Here is a 15472-nt window from a genome sequence, read left to right on the forward strand (position 1 = left end):
AACTCCCTCCTCAAAGTTTATTATAATGTCCCGAGGGTAACTTCACCACGGAACCACTCAGTTCGTACTCTGTCAACTTCGAAAGAACTTGCGAGAGATCCATCTTCAATCTCTCGGCTATCTCTTCAGCAAGAAGAGGACCATCTGTGAAAAGTTGAAGAAATTCGTCTCTTGTCTGATCTTTTCGAAGATTCACACCGTAGTACTCCAATATCTGAGAAGAATCTGTCAAAGGAATTGCACCCATCTTCAAAAGCCAATTACAGCCTTCACTCATGACTCTGTCTATATCTCCTGGTACCGCAAAGACGTCCCTGCCAATCTCAGCAGCCATTCTTGCTGTGATCAAAGCACCGCTGTCCACAGGAGCTTCGGTGACTATCGTTGCTCTGCAGATGCCTGCGATAATTCTGTTTCGAGCAGGGAAGTTTTGTTTTGCAGCCTTTGTACCAAGTGGATACTCACTGACCACACATCCATTTCTCAGTATCCTCTGGTAGATGAGTCTGTTAGAGGACGGATAACACACATCGACACCAGTGCCGAGTACCGCAACGGTCTTTCCATCGTTTTCAAGAACTACTCTATGTACCTCACTGTCAACGCCCAAAGCCATTCCACTCACAACAACAAGATTTGCTTTCACAAGATCAGTCACAATTCTCTTTGTCACAACCTTTCCATAACTTGTTAGCCTTCTAGTTCCGACAACAGCCACACAGTTTTCGTTTAGAAGTTTAATATCGCCTAAGCAAAAAAGGACGGCAGGTGGCGCAATAGAGCTCCTCAGCAACTTTGGATAATCCTCATCCCAGAAAGTCACGAGCTTTACACCGAGCTGTTCAACCTTTCTTTCCTGCTCTTCAACGAACTTCTCATCATAGCGTGCTTTGAAGCGCTCGTTGAATCCCATGAATTCAGATTCTAAAAGCTCCGAGATCGAACCGTACGACTTTGTGAGATTCTCAATCTCCTCTAATGAGAATCTACCAAAATAAGAAAGCGCAAAGATCTCAATTGGGAGCATTCTTTTGCATGATCTCCTTTATCTTGTCTGCCACACCAGAGGGCCTTCCGGGTATACACATGTCATAGGTTGCCTTGCCGGCGACTACTGCTTTTGCATAGGCTTCACAACCGGCATAGCCACATGCACCACAGTTAGCACCTGAAAGAACTTCTTTTATCATCTCCACCCTTGGATCTTCTTTCACTTCGAATTTCTTGGCAGAGTAAGCGAGAAATGTACCAAAGGCAAAACCGAGGATGCTCAGCAAAACTGTCGAGTACAGAACGAGCATTCTATCACCTCACATCTTTATCAAGCCTTGGAAACCCATGAACGCCATCGAGATAATCGAAGCGAGTATCAAAGCCATGGGAAGTCCTTCGAACGGTTTTGGTACATCATAAAGTTCAAGCCTCTCTCTAATGCCTGCAAAGATGACTAAAGCAAGGAGAAATCCTATTCCAGCACCAAGTGCATGAAAAACTGCTTCAAGCAAAGAGTAATTTGCCTGTGCGTTCAAGATTGCAACACCGAGAATAATACAGTTGGTCGTGATGAGAGGTAGGTATATTCCGAGTGCTTCGTACAGACCAGGGCTGTTCTTTTTGAGAAAGAATTCGACAAACTGAACAAAGGTCGCTATGACGAGTATGAAGGTGACAATCTGCAGAAACTGTACGCCCAAAGCGATGAGCAATTTGTTGACAAACCAGGTGATCACTGAAGACATCACAAGCACAAAGGTAGCGGCAAAGCCCATTCCAACGGCAGTGTCCATCTTTTTTGAAACGCCGAGGAATGGACAGATCCCAAGAAATCTTATGAAAACATAGTTGTTCACCAGTAGTGCAGAAAAGAGTATGAGGAAGACTCTCATTTCTGCTCACCCCTCTGCTTACGCTTCAAGCCTATGAAAGCGAACAATGCAGCCAGAAGTCCAAGTGTCATGTACCCACCAGGTGGTAGTATCATAACGAAAACATTGAAGGCTTTACCCCAAAGCTGAATGCCAAAGATAGTCCCGTTTCCCAATAGTTCTCTGATACTCCCCAAGAGCACCAAAGAACCAGTGAAACCAAGTCCAACTCCAAGACCATCCAAGAATGAAGCCCATATACCATTCTTCGAAGCGAAAGCCTCGGCGCGTCCCATTATTATACAGTTCACCACAATGAGAGGGATGAAAAGTCCAAGTGTCTTCCACAGATCATAGATAAAGGCGTGCATCAAAAGATCGAGTATTGTGACAAAGGTTGCTATGAGGGTTATGAAGATTGGTATTCTCAAGTTTTTTGGCACACTTTTTCTAATCGAAGAGATCGCGATATTTGAAAGTGCTAAAACACTCGTGGCTGCAAGACCCATTCCAAGTCCATTTATGGCATTAGTCGTAACTGCCAATGTTGGACACATCCCGAGTACTTGCACATAGGTGGGGTTTTCCTTGAAGAAACCTTTTGTGAATTCCTTTAGTGAACTCATTTCATTTCACCCCCGACTTCAAATAGGAAAGCATCGCGTTGATCGCATTTGCGACTGCCCTTGGTGTGATTGTTGCACCGGTCATCACGTCGCTCACCTTAGCCACGCCTTTCGCCTTTGCTTCTTCAACGGTTGCGCCAGTCATGTTGGCATCTTTATCAACTCTCACACCGTTTTCAAGTGAAGACGGTTCCATTGGGTAGAATCTTTTCTGAATTTCCTCCTCCTGTATCTTCGCACCAAGACCAGGTGTTTCTTGAGAAAAATCTGTCACGCTGATCGAGAACAACATGAAACCTTCCGGCTTTTTGACAAAGCTTGCAACAACAGAGACAGCTCCACCGTAACCTATGGCAGAACCACTCAAGACATAGACGTTGCCCATATCGGATTCAAATTGATATACCGGTGAGTAAACCTTACCATTTCGATCTTCAAAGATAACCTGAGATCCATCTTTAGCCTTTGCAACAGTACTCTTAACTGTTTCGATTGGTACTATATAGCGACCGTTTTCATCTTTGAGTACTCTCTCTATCGCCTCGAATTTCTTTCCAAGTTCGGTAATCGCTATTCTGTCTTTTGTTATCGTATAGACCAAACCGAGTGAGAAACCGGCTACCGCACAATATATCAGCAGTATGAAACCCATTTTGATGTGCTCTCTCATGTTTTCACCTCTCCGAAGACCTTAGGCTTGAAGACGCGATCTATGAGTGGAGTCACTGAATTCATCAGAAGTATTGCCAAAGAAACCCCCTCTGGATAACCCGCAAAATATCTGATTATCATTGTCACAAGACCACATCCAACACCAAAGACAGCTTGACCTTTCAAAGTCATAGGACTTGTAACCATATCGGTTGCCATGAACAGAGCTCCAAGGAACAAACCCCCACTGAGAATGTGATAAAGAGGTGTTCCAAATCTCTGAGCGTTCACAAAATAGAACAAACCAGAGAACAGAAAAACAGTACCTATGTACGACAGAGGAATGATAGGATTGACTCTTCCTTTGTACAGCAAATAGATGAAACCTATTATTAAGAGCAGTGCACTCGTTTCGCCTATGCATCCGCCAATGTTACCCATGAACAGATCAGTGTAACTGAAGGTGTCTATGGCTCTTGAAAATCCTTGCTGTTTCAGAACACCAAGAGGTGTCGCCGAAGTCATTACATCCCAAGGAGAACGAGAAAAACTCATCACCGGATTAATCCACTTAGTCATGAGAGCTGGGAAAGAGATCAAGAGAAAGACCCTGCCAACGAGTGCGGGATTGAAGATATTTTGACCAATTCCACCGAAAGCGTGTTTTGCAACACCTATGGCAACCAGCAAACCTATGAGCAAAAGCCACCACGGTGCCGTTGGGGGGAGATTCATTGCAAGCAGAGCTCCTGTCACCGCGGCACTGAAATCTGGCTTGAACTCTTTCTGGTTTCTCAGAACTCTCACTATGAACCACTCGATTAGTTCAGCAACAACAGCACCAAAGACACACAGAAACAAAGCATACCAACCAAAGAACAGTGCAGCACCTGCAATGGCTGGAGCCAATGCGATCAGAACATCGATCATTATCTTTCTCACAGAATCATCGCTTCGAAGGTGTGGAGCATCTTTGACGACGAGTTTCATTTCTTACCACCTCTCAATGCTTGATAGACCTTCTTGGCAAGTTTTATAGCCCTCACATGATCTATCTTCGACGGACACACGTAAGCACATGAACCACATTCGATGCAACTCAAAAGTCCCTCTTCAACTGCTTCGTCGTATTTTCTCTTGTTTGCGAGCAGATAGAGAAGATAAGGCTGTAAGTCCATAGGACAGGCAATGACACATTTCGTACACCTTATACAGGCTTTCTGGGTGTACTCTTTTTCTTTCAGTAAAGCCGTTATGCCACTTGTTCCTTTCATTATGGGTATATCCACTCTGTTTACCGATATGCCCGTCATTGGTCCACCAAGGATCACTCTCTCTGTTTCTTCTTTCAGTCCACCAGCATATTGCAGCAGCTCTTCGATCTTCGTGCCGATTCTCGCAATCAGATTTACCGGCTTATTCACACCTTCACCGCTTATCGTTATCGCTCTCTGAATGAGAGGTTTTCTATCGACGACAGCTTCCTTTATGGCAATGACAGTCTGAACATTTTGAACTACCACGCCAACATCCATAGGAAGGCCTCCAACTGGTACCTTCCTACCAGTGATAGCGTATATCAACTGTTTTTCAGCACCTTGTGGATACTTGGTCTTGAGGAGTTTGAGCTCTATTTCCTCAGAGTCCAGAGCAGATTTCAGCTGGTTAAAGACATCTGTTTTATTTGATTCGATGCCTATGTAAGCCTTTTGAACCTGAAGTATTTTCATCACTATCTTTATTCCAAGTATGAGATCATGGTATCTTTCAAGCATCAGTCTGTAATCCACCGTCAGATAAGGCTCACACTCAGCTGCATTCACTATGAAGGTGTCGATCTTCTTGTTCGCCGGTGGGTTCAGCTTAACGTGAGTCGGGAACATCGCACCGCCAAGTCCGACTATACCTGCCTTCTTAACGACCTCGAGCAACTGTTCTTTCGAAAGGTTCTCCCAATCTGGATGCTCTAAGTACTGCCATTCGTCTTGTGAGGTTCTCTCGATCACCACCGTTTCCATCGGACGACCTTGTATTGGATGGTAGATCTTGTCGATCTTTTTCACAACACCGGTCACGGGGGAATGAAGGTATGCCGAGATAAAACCTCCTGGTTCCCCAATAACCTGCCCTGTTTTCACCGAGTCGTTCTCCTTGACCAAACACTTTGCAGGTGCTCCAGCGTGATTGGACAGAAAAACATAGACGATCTCCGGTGGATCGATGTAGATCAACTTTGATTCTTTGGCAAGTTCCTTCTTCTCTGGTGGGTGAATACCACCTCTGAAACTCAGCAACCTCACTATTTCACCTCCCGCATCAAATCAACATTTGAAAGCAGTTCTGCAGAATGTATGTTGTAAAGCGGTTGACCAGGTTGTTCACTGTAATACGGGCGTGAACAGTCTGGACAACCACTCGTCAGAAAGGCTTTGAGCGCATCATGAGGGATTTCCTTAAAGCCAACAATCCAGTCTCCATCTAAGACAATCAGATCAGATCTACCAGAGAATATGAAATAGCGAGCCAACTGTATCTTCCTGTATCTTTGAAGGGATGGCTTCTGTATGCCGTAAAGTGCCGTACCTCTGATCGGAGTGAAGGCAAAAAGACCGACTTGAACGTTGAGGTCATACATTTTCTTCATCGTACTGACTATTTCAAAGTCGGTCTCGCCCAGACCAACGATTATGTGTGTCGATATTCTTCCTTCAAAGACTCTTGAAGAGTTTTCTATGAGCTCTATGAATTTTCGGAAATTGCCACCTCTGATCCTTGTGAAAAGCCTCTCTGTTGGAACGTCGATAGCTATTCCAACTCTGTCAGCACCTAAATCAAAACAACCTTTGACTTCTTCAAAATCAGTTGGTCTCACCGAAACAGATATTGGCTTGTTGATTTTGGATAACAAAACCATGAGGTCGCAAAGATCCTTTCGATAACCTTTGTAGGAAACAGTTTGGACGCATATTCTCTTGAAATCGCTGTTTTTCAGTGATTCAATCAATCTGTCAGGATCGATCTCCTTCCAAGTTACGCGACTCAAGAACCTTTGGTCGCTCTGCGAAGAGAGGGCATGAGTGCAGTACAGACAGTTGAACTGACACCTTCCATCGAGCATCAAATATGCTGTCGAAAGTTCCAGCTTACTTCCCGCGTGCATCCCCAGCTTGCACAGGGTACCAACTGATGCTCTGAGTATCAATTCGTATCATCTCCGACTCGATATCTGTAGACCTTTTCGCTTGACCTCAAATCGATTGTATCATTTGTGCATTCTATTTCAAAACCATTCATCTGTAAAACATCTTCTTCCGCTTTGACCAACCTTCTCGCCAAGAGATTCACGGCGGTACGTCTCGCCAAATCCATCTCGTATGCCTTGTTCAAAAGATTCTTCTGATTCGATACAAACCAAAAAGCCAAGGCAGCAACAAGACTGATCAAAAATAAACCAACCACTACATCGAGTATCAGAAATCCTTTCATAGTCCCATATACCTTAGTTGACATGATTTTCACAGAGAATATCTAAAATTCCATGAAGAAATATGAGACAATCAGTACAATTCCCAGAAGCAACAAACTCATCAAAAAAGCCAAGAGAAAATCAGATTTGTGACTTTCCTTTGGTACTCTTGTCTGGTGCTGTTCCAACTTCTTTTCTTTCTCTTGACTACCCTCTTTGACCATCTCAGCAATTTTCTCATCCCATTTTCTTTGCTGAACTGAATCGACTTTCTCTTGATATCTGTTCATCTCTGACATTATCTTTACAGACTTTGGTATAATGCCTCTTCCTATCATCCCCTCGCCTATGTCGACCTTTACCAAAAAATACTCCCTTCTCTTTCCCTTCAGCAATTCTTTCCCTAAGAGAGTTCCTGCAAGCGGCAGTACATTCCCTCTCTCTGTGAAGTGTTTGGGATAAAGGGTTTTCAACCTCTCAAGGTTCTCTGGTTTTCTAACATTCAGCACAACAAAGAACAACTGATCACCAAGATCGAATTCTGCAAGTGTTCTTCCTCTGACGGGATCAACGAGTGGGAAGATCTCTGGTAGATCTGCTACGTCAGGTCTTTTTATCACCTCGGCTAATCCTTCATCGTCGAATTCTTCCCACAGTTGCATGAAATTCTCGGCAGATATTTCCTCATAGTTCACTTGCTTGAAGTCAACAGTAATCTCGATCTTCGGTGCCCATTCTTTGAAGATTTCCGAGATGATGTACTGAACAAGATCTGCATCGTTATCCCTTACTGCCGCAGTTATTTCTGCCCCAAAGATTTGAGAACCTTTTCTGGTAACATAGTTCCTCAGATAAGTGAGAAACTCCCGAGACAGGTCAGAGCTTTCCGGAATCTGTGCAAACACCCTGTTCTTAACCTCGTTGAATAACTTCATGAAGCTGGTGTACTCCAAAGAAAGATCTACGCTCAGATAATTTGCATGCCTACTTGGCACGATCACAAGGTCGTATTCGGGTTCTTCATTGGCTTTTCCAAAAAAGAAGCCTATACCTTCCTCAGCCGTCACACGACTCTTAAGGCGATACTTGACAAAGTAGAAGTCCAAAGCCATTCACTCCCTACTGAGCACATAACCACCTGAATGGAGAACGTTGGAAGTGAAATCTCTTTCAGAGACACCAATCCCGATGACACAGTTTTTCCCAATAGAAAGACCACTCGGTATCCTTGAGTACATACCCACAACAGTTATTTGGTCGTTGTACACTTCTTTGTCTAGCTCACTTGGAGCAGGCTCGCCTTGACCTATCATCACTTGATCACCTATGTTAACACGTTCTGCGATGACGCTCTCAGAGATCAGACAATCTCTACCGATATTGGTGCTAGTCATGACAACGCTGTTTCTGACAACGGTATTTTCACCTATGCGTACACCTTGAAAGATCACACTGTTCTCAACTGTTCCATGAATCTCACAACCTTCACTGACGATTGAATTGACAATCTTCGATGTTGGTGCACAATAAGCAGGTGGCATCTCCTCGGTTTGCGTATAAAAACGCCAATGTCGATCGTAGAGATTCAAGGGAGGAATAGGTCTGGTGAGCTCCAAATTGCTCTCCCAGTAAGATCTTATCGTACCAACATCTCGCCAGTATCCACTGAATCTGTAGGCGTATATCCTCCTGCCTTCATCTATCATTCTTGGTATAACATCGTGACCAAAGTCATGAGTACTCGATCCATCGTTTTCGTCTTTCATCAGGTATTCTTTCAGAAAATTCCAGTTGAAGACATAGATGCCAAGTGAAGCCAGATTGGAACGTGGTTTTGCCGGTTTTTCTTCAAAATCGATTATTTTCGCCTCCAAATCCGTTATCATGATGCCAAATCTGCTCGCCTCTTCTATGGGAACTTCCATACAAGCTATAGTGCCCTCCGCACCTTTGAGTATGTGAAAATCTATGATGTCGTTGTAATCCATTGCGTAGACATGATCACCTGACAGGATCAGAACAAAATCAGGATTGGCTGAATCCACGTACTCAATATTCTGATAGACCGCATTTGCAGTGCCTTTGTACCAACCTGAGACACCACCGAGATAGGGAGGTAGTATCGTTATTCCTCCCTTCTTTCTGTCCAAATCCCATGGTCTTCCTATGTTGATGTGATTGTTCAGCAAATGTGGACGATACTGCGTTAGAACTCCTACTTGATATATCCCAGAGTTGACGCAGTTACTCAGAGTGAAGTCGATCAACCTGTACTTTCCACCGAATGGAACCGCCGGCTTTGCAATCTTTTCTGTCAGAACTCCCAACCTCTTGCCATGACCTCCAGCCAAGATCAGAGCGAGTACCTGTCTCATTCAGACCACCTCACAGGACTGCTCTTTTTTCAAGAACAGCTATCGAATCTCTTCCAACCAAGCGAGATTCTTGTCTTATCAAAACCTCTTTGTCGAGTATGGCATTCTTCACGACCGCACCCTCTTCAATAACTGTGTCCTGCATGATGACAGAGTTTTCCACAATGGCTCCTGCCTTCACAAAGACTCCCCTGAACAGTATAGAGTTCTCAACTGTACCGTTGACGACACAGCCGTCTGAGACTATGCAGTTCTTGACGAGAGCGGTTCCTCCAATCTTAGGAGGTGGGAAGTCCTTCAGTTTTGTATAGATCTTACCATGCCTGTAGAAAAGTTCTTCACGTATCTCTTTCTTCAAACCATCCATGTTTGTGCGATAGTACTCTGAGACACCCTTTTTCACATTTCTCCAGTAACCATCAAAGAGGTAACCACAAACCTTGAGTCTATCGAGTTGTGAGATAACGATGTTCAGAAGATCTGTTTCACCTTTTGTGGCATAGTTGTACAGGAGTTCCATGAGCAGATATTTGTTCATGAAGTAAATTCCGAGAAAACCAATCTTCGTCTTCGGCTGTTGAGGTTTCTCTACGATGCTCACGATTCTATTGCCCGCCAACTCGACAATTCCATACTGCGATAGGTTGTAGCTTTCATCCATCTCTTTCACTAAAAGCGTTATGTCCGCTCCATTTGACAGATGAAAGTCAAAGACCTCTGAAAAGTCTATCTTGTATATGTGATCACCTGAACCTATGAGTACGTAATCTTCTTCGCCTCTTCTGAGTAATGTCATGTTCTGAAAGATGGCATCTGCTGTTCCCTTGTACCAGTAATAACCCTCCTGACTGACATATGGCTGCAACATGAACAAACCTCCGTTTTTTCTATCTAAGTCCCATTCTTTGCCGGAACCAAGATGATCCATCAAACTTCTGGGGTTGTACTGCGTCAGAACCCCAACTTTTCTGATGCCGGCATTGACCATGTTGCTCAAAGTGAAATCGATTGCGCGGTATTTACCGAAGACTGGTAATGCTGCACTTGCCCTTTTTGAAACTAAAGGACCGAGCGCCTCACTTTGCCCACCAGCCAAGATCAACCCCAAGACTCTCAAACCAATCCCTCCGTTTCGATTCTATCATCTGAGTGTGAAAAAACAGATGTTGGTATACAATCTTTAAGGAGGTTTGTCTGTGTGGTACCCAGGGCACATGGCTAAGGCGTCGAGGACGATTGAAGAGATCAAGAAGCACATAGATTTGGTTGTCGAGCTCTTGGATGCGAGAGCCCCTATGGCTACACATGCTTACACCCATCAGCCCATAAAGGCAAAGAAAAACGTTATCGTCATGGGAAAATCGGATTTGGCTGCTGGCGAAGTAACAAGCCGATGGAAAGATTTCTTTGAAAGATTGGGACAGCACGTTTTTGTCCTTGACAAGAGTACTACCACCGATGAAATTGTTGAGTTTGTTGGTGAGCACGTTCAGAAAAATGGTTTAATCATGGTAGTTGGTGTTCCAAATGTTGGGAAATCAACTTTGATAAACAAACTCAAAGGTAGCCGATCTGCTCGAGTTGGTGCGATGCCAGGTATAACAAAAGGACTACAATGGTTTTCCGTCACCGATAGATTCAGAGTTCTCGATACCCCTGGGCTTCTTTTACCAAAGCTTTGGAGTAAAGAGTTAGCAGCAAAACTGCTTTTGGTTGGAAGTTTGACGGTGGATATGGTTCCACCACAGATTGTGCAAAAGGCTTTTGAAATATACGCTCACCTCGTGAAGATCCAAGAAAGTGATCTGCAGAGATTTCTGGAAGGATACGCATTGGAAAGAAAGATGCTTGCCAAAGGTGGTTTACCCGATACCGAGAGGGCATTGGTGAATTTCTTCAACTCGATAGCCCAGGGAAAGTTTGGAAGACTCAGCTTTGAAGTTCCCGAGGAGGTCGAAGAGCATCAAAGCGATAGTTTATCTACCACTTGATCCAGAAAAAGCGAAGAAATCAAATCTTCCAGTCAAGCTACCGGTGCTCGTAGATGATTTCCCAACCATCGTCGATACGAACCAAATACCTATTGATGTTGTCATTCGTGGACTTGAAGCGCAATATGAAATCTCAAAGGATCCTTACTATGAATCCTATTTGGTCTACTTCTACTATGAAAAGGTGAAGGTGGCACTGAACAACGACGATCTGAAGGGCGCAGAAGAATGGTTAGAAAAGGCAGGTAGATTGATCAAGGACTACAGATATGACTTTTTCAGAGGTTTGATCGCAGCGAAGCTGAAGGACTACGAAGCCGCTGAAATCTTGATCAGATCGAGCGTGGCAAAGAATCAGAACTTTGTACTCGGCTACTATGAACTTGGAAACATTCTGATGGCTAAGAAAGAGTTTGAAGATGCCATAATGCAGTATCAAAGAGCCTTCGAGCTTGAGAAAACCTTTCTCTTGCCGCTTTTGAGAATAGGTGATTGTTATATGGAGATGGGAGAGATACGTCAAGCCTGCGATTTTTACCAAGTGATCACACAGCTGGATTCTGAGTTCTCTCAAGCCTATTCAAGACTTGGCGTTGCTTGTAATATCTTGCAGAGATTCGAACACGCAGAGAAAGCTCTGAGAAAAGCCTTGAACCTTACACCAAATGATTCTGCTGTTGCCTTTAACTTGAGCTACACTCTTTCCAAACTCGGAAAGCACTTCGAGGCAATGAATCTTCTGAAAAAGCTTGTCGATAAAGAGCCAGAGAATCCCTCTTTTTTGAATGAATACGCACTCATGCTTAGAAGACTTGGTTTTTATGAAGAAGCAAAGGAAATCATAGACAAAACCAAAGAACTCAGCGACGAACAATCTGTGCTCTTCAACCAAGTTCTTCTAACCTTCTTTGTTGATAAAGACGAAGCGTTGTCCCTTTCAAAAGATCTCTCACAGGATTACAGAGCCAGAATAGACGATCTGATTTCATTCTTGAGACAATGGGATGGTTCCATAGTCGTGCCGCATTTCATGGAAGAAAAAGTGAAAACTGTAAGATCATCTATGATTGGTTCTCAGATAGACGTTCAAAGATTGGCTCATTTTATTCGTGATGGTGAACGAATTGAGGTTTTGCGGCAAGGTCTTATACCTTCACAAGATACTTCAATCGACACGGTTCGTTGGTTAGAAATCTTAGTAGCCGTGATGCTCGCAACTCCAAGAGATCCTATAGAGATCGAAAAGAATGTGACAAAAACTGCCGTTGCGCTCTACGGAAGTGGCATAATGCTCGCAGTAGCGATTGGCTTGACGAGGGTTCTGTTTCACATAAAGTCAAATGGTTATTTCGATCTGTCTGTTTTTCTGCAAGAGGTTGTTTCAGACCTACAAGAATATCACTGGGAATTTGCAAAGAGAGTCTCTCGAATCGAAGAGGAGAGTTTTTCCTTTGAAGATTTGAATTTGAAACCAGAAAAAGGGAGTGATCTTTTCATAGAACTTCTGAAAGCCCTATCGATGGAAGTTCCAAAAGAGATCGAAGATGGTCTTTTGAAAGATCTGTATACAATCTTCCGCATGCAGTGGAGGTGATATAGGTGAATTACGACAGACAAGAACTTCTCAAGGAGATCGTACAGCCTGCGCAGACGAAGATCGTTCTTCTGGTGATGGATGGAATAGGTGATTTGCCGAAAGATGGCAAAACTCCATTACAGCAAGCACAGACCTTTAACCTCGATAACCTCGCCACCCAATCTGATCTTGGACAGACAATCCCCGTTCTGGCAGGTATTACTCCAGGGAGCGGACCAGGACATTTGGCACTCTTCGGTTACGATCCTGTGAAATACCAGATTGGTAGAGGTATTCTCGAAGCACTTGGTTCAAACGTGCCTGTGGAGGCAAAAGATGTCGTTGCGAGAGCCAACTTTGCAACCGTCAAGGACGGCATCGTAGTCGACAGAAGGGCTGGCAGACCATCTACAGAAGAAAGTTCAAAGGTCGTTGAAAAACTCGCTGGTTCCATAAAAGAGATAAACGGTGTCAAGATAACCTTCTATGCAGGCAAGGAACATCGATTTGTAGTCAAGCTGACTGGTGAAGGACTCGATGATCGACTGAGTGATGCCGACCCTCAGAAGGAAGGAAAGCCAATTCTTTTCACCGAGCCATTGGTTTCTGAAGCAAAAAGAACCTCCGAGGTAGTAAACCAATTGATGAAAGAGATCGCCAAAGTTCTTCAGGATGAACCAAAGATGAACTTTGCCCTGATCAGAGGCTTTTCCAAGTACCCAAGGTTGCCTCAATTTCCGCAGGTGTACAAACTGCGTGCAGCGGCAATCGCCACATACCCAATGTACAAAGGCATTGCGAAGTTGGTTGGTATGGAGGTTGTAGAAACTGGGTCAACGATTCAAGACGAGGTCAAAACTCTTGAAGAGATCTGGAAAGACTATGATTTCTTCTATTTCCACGTTAAAAAGACCGATTCATACGGAGAAGATGGAGACTTCGATTCAAAGGTTCATGTCATCGAAGAAGTAGACAAAATCATACCGCAGATACTATCGCTAAAACCAGATGTACTCGCCGTCACAGGTGATCATTCTACACCTGCAGTGTTGAAATCTCACAGCTGGCATCCTGTTCCATTCATGATCTATTCACCCTTCACCAGAAAGGGTCTAAGCAAGTCATTTGATGAATTCGAATGTGCAAAAGGAAGTATAGGCACCATCTACGCAGTAGATGCTATGTCCTTAATGCTCGCACACGCTCTGAGACTTGAAAAATTCGGTGCATGAAATATTTCTGGCTCATTACTTTTTTGGGCTTTTCGACTGGGGTTTTGTTCACCCCAGTCTTTTTAGTCGTCATCTTTTTTCTACCCTTTCTTTTTCTCAAAGGCACTCATTTCAAAATCTACGGTTTTTGTGTTATCTTAGGCGCGCTTCTTGGAACGGCAACGATCGAGAACAAGCAAGTGGAACTCGTTGGATTGGTCAGTATAAAGAAGTCAAATTACGTGATCATCACGAATGTAAGAGTTCTCACGAAAGATGGTTGGCGGTCTTCAAACCACCAAGTTAGGGTGAATTCAAAGGAATTGAAAGCAGGACAACAGGTCTACATCTTTGGTAGGCTCTCAAAAGCCTTTCGTTATCCAGTTTATACAGTTGAACCCATCTTCTGTGCAGGTGTCGAACAAACCCTAAGCGGTTTTACAAAAGTTCTCTCGTTACTTCAAGAGATGAAAGAAGCCAACAAACAATTCACAGTTCAAACACTTGGCAGCACTGGAAAGATCATGAACGGTCTCTTATTCAGCGATGGGGAGTTCGATGCAGCAGACTCTGAACAACTCAGAAACAGCGGTCTTGCACATTTATTTGCCGTTTCTGGTCTTCATGTGGGTATAATCTACACCTTTTGTGAACTTCTGGTGAGTTTCTTCACCTACAGATTTTTCTTCAGAAGAAGTATAAGCACTCTGATCGCCTTACTCTTTGCCCTTTCCACTGGTCCAACTCCTTCAGCCTTCAGGGCATCGATCATGCTGATCATCTGGAATTTCTTTAAGATCGTTGATTACCCAATAGAACCACTCAACGTGATTGGGTTGGTGGGAACGATAAACCTTCTTCTTGAACCGTATTCGATCCTCTCACCGTCATTTCTGATGAGCTACTCTGCTACAACTTCGATATTGATCTTTCATGAAAGAATCAAAACTAAGAAGACGCTCTTACAGGGTTTACTCGTTTCGTCGGCAGCTTTCATGGGTGTTGCACCGTTCCTAAGCCTTTTCTCGACAATCAACCTGCTCGCACCGCTCACCAGTATCCCAGCCACCTTTCTCGTGATCCCTACACTTTGGGCAGGTTTTGTATCGATATTGTTCAGAGGTATGGGATTCGAGAAACTCGGTCAGGTTGCTCTGATTGGCGCAACACCCTTCATTTTCATCTTGAACAAGATGATAGAGCTTACTGCCAATCTTCCTACCTTGTCCTTAGGGCTATTCGGTTATGCCCTGTTCTCAGCGCTAATGCTCTTTCTTTTCTGGCACTTCGGACATAAGCCGTAGAACTTTATATCGTAGTCGTTTATCAAATAGCCTGTCTTTTCCTCAACACTCTTGACAAGATCCTTCACAGTTCTTTCATCAATTTCCACAATCTCTCCGCATGTCTTACAAATTATGTGTTGGTGGAGTGTTTCAGAGTCAGGTGCTGCCAACTCATACCTGTAAACCCCTTCACCAAACTCGAGTCTTCGAAGAAAGCCAAGTTTTGAGAGAAGTTCTACAGTTCTGTAGACGGTGGCTTTACTGATTCTGTACCTTTTTTCCATCAGTCTTCTGTACACATCCTCAGCACCAAGGTGTTTTTCACCAGATTCTGCAAAGATCTTCAAAACTATCTCTCTTTGAGCGGTCATTCTATACTTCTTCGAACGAAGCTCTTTTCTCAAAGATTCGTAGATCACCTAAAT

Annotated in this window: 17 protein-coding genes; 4 read left to right on the forward strand and 13 right to left on the reverse strand. The window is 43.8% G+C overall.

The features are described from left to right. Positions 1–10: 10 nt before the first annotated feature. Genes dprA through glgD form a run of 12 tightly spaced genes read right to left on the reverse strand, consistent with a single transcriptional unit; the run spans position 11 to position 10100 of the window. Positions 11–1027, reverse strand: a complete 1017-nt coding sequence (gene dprA, locus ACSFC1_RS06995) for a DNA-processing protein DprA (RefSeq protein WP_435565389.1) — start codon at positions 1025–1027, stop codon at positions 11–13. Beyond that, positions 1014–1301, reverse strand: a complete 288-nt coding sequence (locus ACSFC1_RS07000; protein ID WP_435565390.1) for an RnfABCDGE type electron transport complex subunit B — start codon at positions 1299–1301, stop codon at positions 1014–1016. Before ACSFC1_RS07000 ends, dprA begins: the two co-directional genes overlap by 14 nt. Positions 1302–1310: 9 nt before the next feature. Further along, the gene (gene rsxA / locus ACSFC1_RS07005; protein WP_435565391.1) at positions 1311–1886 is read right to left on the reverse strand and encodes an electron transport complex subunit RsxA; all 576 of its coding nucleotides are present in this window, start codon (positions 1884–1886) and stop codon (positions 1311–1313) included. Then, the gene (gene rsxE, locus ACSFC1_RS07010) at positions 1883–2491 is read right to left on the reverse strand and encodes an electron transport complex subunit RsxE (RefSeq protein WP_435565392.1); all 609 of its coding nucleotides are present in this window, start codon (positions 2489–2491) and stop codon (positions 1883–1885) included. Before rsxE ends, rsxA begins: the two co-directional genes overlap by 4 nt. Position 2492: 1 nt before the next feature. Beyond that, positions 2493–3161, reverse strand: a complete 669-nt coding sequence (locus ACSFC1_RS07015; protein ID WP_435565393.1) for an RnfABCDGE type electron transport complex subunit G — start codon at positions 3159–3161, stop codon at positions 2493–2495. Further along, positions 3158–4132, reverse strand: a complete 975-nt coding sequence (locus ACSFC1_RS07020; RefSeq protein WP_435565394.1) for an RnfABCDGE type electron transport complex subunit D — start codon at positions 4130–4132, stop codon at positions 3158–3160. Before ACSFC1_RS07020 ends, ACSFC1_RS07015 begins: the two co-directional genes overlap by 4 nt. Beyond that, entirely contained in the window at positions 4129–5436 is a 1308-nt protein-coding gene (gene rsxC / locus ACSFC1_RS07025; protein ID WP_435566008.1) for an electron transport complex subunit RsxC, read from the reverse strand. Before rsxC ends, ACSFC1_RS07020 begins: the two co-directional genes overlap by 4 nt. A gap of 5 nt (positions 5437–5441) precedes the next feature. Further along, entirely contained in the window at positions 5442–6344 is a 903-nt protein-coding gene (locus ACSFC1_RS07030; RefSeq protein ID WP_435565395.1) for a radical SAM protein, read from the reverse strand. Then, a complete protein-coding gene (locus ACSFC1_RS07035; protein WP_435565396.1) occupies positions 6341–6628 on the reverse strand; it encodes a hypothetical protein in 288 nt (95 codons plus the stop codon). The genes ACSFC1_RS07030 and ACSFC1_RS07035 overlap by 4 nt, the downstream gene beginning before the upstream one ends. Positions 6629–6670: 42 nt before the next feature. Next, the gene (locus ACSFC1_RS07040) at positions 6671–7714 is read right to left on the reverse strand and encodes a DUF4899 domain-containing protein (protein WP_435565397.1); all 1044 of its coding nucleotides are present in this window, start codon (positions 7712–7714) and stop codon (positions 6671–6673) included. A gap of 6 nt (positions 7715–7720) precedes the next feature. After that, entirely contained in the window at positions 7721–8983 is a 1263-nt protein-coding gene (locus tag ACSFC1_RS07045) for a glucose-1-phosphate adenylyltransferase (protein WP_435565398.1), read from the reverse strand. Between the two features lie 10 nt (positions 8984–8993). After that, positions 8994–10100 carry a glucose-1-phosphate adenylyltransferase subunit GlgD gene (gene glgD, locus ACSFC1_RS07050; RefSeq protein WP_435565399.1) on the reverse strand — a complete coding sequence of 369 codons (1107 nt, stop codon included), beginning with the start codon at positions 10098–10100 and terminating at the stop codon, positions 8994–8996. Between the two features lie 79 nt (positions 10101–10179). On the opposite strand from glgD, the gene ACSFC1_RS07055 reads away from it, so the two are divergent. From ACSFC1_RS07055 to ACSFC1_RS07070, 4 genes are read left to right on the forward strand one after another with little or no spacing between them, the layout of a single operon-like run. Beyond that, positions 10180–10974, forward strand: coding sequence for a GTPase (locus tag ACSFC1_RS07055; RefSeq protein ID WP_435565400.1), 795 nt, complete (start codon positions 10180–10182; stop codon positions 10972–10974). Beyond that, the gene (locus ACSFC1_RS07060; RefSeq protein WP_435565401.1) at positions 10919–12568 is read left to right on the forward strand and encodes a tetratricopeptide repeat protein; all 1650 of its coding nucleotides are present in this window, start codon (positions 10919–10921) and stop codon (positions 12566–12568) included. The genes ACSFC1_RS07055 and ACSFC1_RS07060 overlap by 56 nt, the downstream gene beginning before the upstream one ends. A gap of 5 nt (positions 12569–12573) precedes the next feature. Continuing rightward, positions 12574–13782 (forward strand): 2,3-bisphosphoglycerate-independent phosphoglycerate mutase, encoded by a 1209-nt coding sequence (locus ACSFC1_RS07065; protein ID WP_435565402.1) that lies wholly within the window; start codon positions 12574–12576, stop codon positions 13780–13782. Positions 13783–13826: 44 nt separating this feature from the next. After that, positions 13827–15065: a ComEC/Rec2 family competence protein gene (locus tag ACSFC1_RS07070; protein ID WP_435565403.1), complete on the forward strand. Its 1239-nt coding sequence runs from the start codon at positions 13827–13829 to the stop codon at positions 15063–15065. Here the strand turns inward: ACSFC1_RS07070 and ACSFC1_RS07075 are convergent. Next, on the reverse strand, positions 15005–15463 hold the full coding sequence (locus ACSFC1_RS07075; RefSeq protein ID WP_435566009.1) for a Fur family transcriptional regulator: 459 nt from the start codon (positions 15461–15463) through the stop codon (positions 15005–15007). The two genes, ACSFC1_RS07070 and ACSFC1_RS07075, sit on opposite strands and share 61 nt — an antisense overlap. Positions 15464–15472 lie beyond the last annotated feature (9 nt).

This window comes from Pseudothermotoga sp. U03pept, assembly GCF_051235805.1.
Lineage (GTDB): Bacteria > Thermotogota > Thermotogae > Thermotogales > DSM-5069 > Pseudothermotoga_B.

Excerpts from the sequence above, each read along its gene's own strand:
- dprA (WP_435565389.1), bottom strand. The coding sequence starts at position 1,027 with ATGCTCCCAATTGAGATCTTTGCGCTTTCTTATTTTGGTAGATTCTCA.
- ACSFC1_RS07000 (WP_435565390.1), bottom strand. The coding sequence starts at position 1,301 with ATGCTCGTTCTGTACTCGACAGTTTTGCTGAGCATCCTCGGTTTTGCC.
- rsxA (WP_435565391.1), bottom strand. The coding sequence starts at position 1,886 with ATGAGAGTCTTCCTCATACTCTTTTCTGCACTACTGGTGAACAACTAT.
- rsxE (WP_435565392.1), bottom strand. The coding sequence starts at position 2,491 with ATGAGTTCACTAAAGGAATTCACAAAAGGTTTCTTCAAGGAAAACCCC.
- ACSFC1_RS07015 (WP_435565393.1), bottom strand. The coding sequence starts at position 3,161 with ATGAGAGAGCACATCAAAATGGGTTTCATACTGCTGATATATTGTGCG.
- ACSFC1_RS07020 (WP_435565394.1), bottom strand. The coding sequence starts at position 4,132 with ATGAAACTCGTCGTCAAAGATGCTCCACACCTTCGAAGCGATGATTCT.
- ACSFC1_RS07035 (WP_435565396.1), bottom strand. The coding sequence starts at position 6,628 with ATGAAAGGATTTCTGATACTCGATGTAGTGGTTGGTTTATTTTTGATC.
- ACSFC1_RS07045 (WP_435565398.1), bottom strand. The coding sequence starts at position 8,983 with ATGAGACAGGTACTCGCTCTGATCTTGGCTGGAGGTCATGGCAAGAGG.